The 1,715-nt window shown below is 73.4% G+C and carries 3 protein-coding genes; all 3 read left to right on the top strand.

From position 1 onward, the window contains the following. Window positions 1-297: acetyl-CoA carboxylase biotin carboxyl carrier protein subunit (locus IJH84_RS26365; protein ID WP_295150229.1), on the top strand; the 297-nt coding region annotated here is incomplete at its 5' end. An 82-nt stretch (window positions 298-379) separates the two neighbouring features. After that, window positions 380-562 (top strand): hypothetical protein, encoded by a 183-nt coding sequence (locus IJH84_RS26360; RefSeq protein ID WP_200070710.1) that lies wholly within the window; start codon window positions 380-382, stop codon window positions 560-562. Window positions 563-748: 186 nt separating this feature from the next. Then, window positions 749-1,715, top strand: a 967-nt coding sequence (locus IJH84_RS26355; RefSeq protein ID WP_295150225.1) for a nitroreductase family protein, incomplete at its 3' end; no start/stop codon positions are given.

Below are 1,715 nucleotides of genomic sequence, written 5' to 3'. Positions count from 1 at the left end.
GCCGCCGCGGCCCCCGCGGCCGGCGGGGCGAAGAAGAAGCCGCGCAAGCGCACCGGTGGTGGTGGCGGAGCCGCGGTGTCCGGGGACGCCGTCACCGCCCCGATGCAGGGCACGCTGATCAAGCTGGCGGTCGAGGACGGCCAGCAGGTCGCCAAGGGCGAGCTGATCGGCGTGCTGGAGGCGATGAAGATGGAGAACCCGGTCAACGCGCACAAGGACGGCACCGTCACGGAGCTGGCCGCGCAGCCCGGCGATTCCCTGAACCAGGGCGCGCCGCTGTGCACGATCAAGGACTGAGCGCTCCGCCCGGCCGGTCGCCCCTGCGCTCCACTGTGGACGGCCGGTCGGCGGGGAACTGAATTCCCGCGAGGAGGAGACCATGGACGCGATCTGCACCTGCTTGTGCAGGCAGGCCGGCCACCACGGCATCTGCCAGGAGACCCCGGAGCACGGCCTGCGGCTGCTGGCGCCGCAACTGACCATGACCTCGACCGGTGAGGTGTGCAGGCCCTGCTACCAGGCCACCGTGCAGGGCGGCAGGCGGCTGCCGCAGCCAGCCTGATCCGCTCCTCCTCCCGGAACCGCCGGTTCTTCCAGGGCGCCGTCCCGCTGTTCGCAGCCATGACGGCGCCCTCGCTGTTTCAAGGCGCTGACGAGGGACTTTGTCCCGTGTGGGGGTGCAGCCGGAACCCGGCATCGTGAACCGGTCGGCCGAGCACAACCGCGTGGCACGAAGGAGGCACCGCAGATGCAGGCGACCTTCCCCGCGGCGCTGGGCCTGGCGCCCGAGCAGGTCGAGCAGGTGCTGCGGCTGGCGGGGCGGGCCCCGTCGCTGCACAACCGGCAGCCCTGGCGGTTCCGGATCGCGCCCGAGGTCATCGAGTTGCACGCGGATCAGGATCGCCGGATGCCGGGAACCGATCCGGAGGACCGGGAACTGCGCCTCGGCTGCGGTGCCGCGCTGTTCAACCTCCGCCTGGCCCTCGCGCACGTCGGGGTGCGGCCGCTGGTGACCTTGCAGCCGTCGGTCCGGATTCCCGGGCTGCTGGCCGAGATCCGCCGCGGCGGCTCGGTGCACGTCGGCGCCGAGCAGTCCGCGCTGCTGCGCGCGATCACGACCCGGCGCACGAACCGCCGCCCGTTCCTGCCGACCCCGGTGCCGAAGGTGCACCGCAACACGCTGATCGGCGCGGTCGCCACCGAGCACGCGTGGGTGCACATGGTGGAGCGGGCGCAGCGCGCCGAGCTGCTCGGCCTGGTGCGTCGCGCGCACGAGGCGCAGATGGCCGATGAGCGGTTCCGCGCCGAGATGGCGGCGTGGACCGGGTTGCGCGAAGGCGCGCCGGAAGGGGTGCAGGCCTCCTCGGCAGGTCCGGCGCCGGAAGCCCAGGACGAATGGGTGCTGCGGGACTTCTCCGGAGGGCACGCCCGCCCGCGCGTGCCGGGCAAGGACTTCGAGGACGACCCGCTGACCATGGTGCTGTGTTCCTACAGCCAGGGCAGGCAGGCGGATCTGGAGGCGGGGCAGGCGATGCAGCGGCTGCTGCTGACCGCGACCTCGCTGGGCCTGGCCGCCTCCTACCTGTCCCAGGTGGTCGAGGTGGGTGAGACCCGCGCGCAGCTGCGGTCGCTGCTCGACGGGACGCTGGAACCGCGGGCCGTGCTGCGCGTCGGCTACGGCTCGCCGGTGCCGCCGACCCCGCGCCGGGAGCCGG

The organism is Saccharopolyspora sp. (genome assembly GCF_017434145.1).
In the GTDB taxonomy this organism is placed as follows: Bacteria; Actinomycetota; Actinomycetes; order Mycobacteriales; family Pseudonocardiaceae; genus Saccharopolyspora_C; species Saccharopolyspora_C galaxeae.
The sequence above is the reverse complement of the archived record's forward strand: the minus strand, read 5'-3'. Positions and strand labels throughout refer to the sequence as shown.

Bases quoted from the DNA above. Each gene is read 5' to 3' on its own strand.
- IJH84_RS26360 (WP_200070710.1), top strand. From the start codon at position 380: ATGGACGCGATCTGCACCTGCTTGTGCAGGCAGGCCGGCCACCACGGC.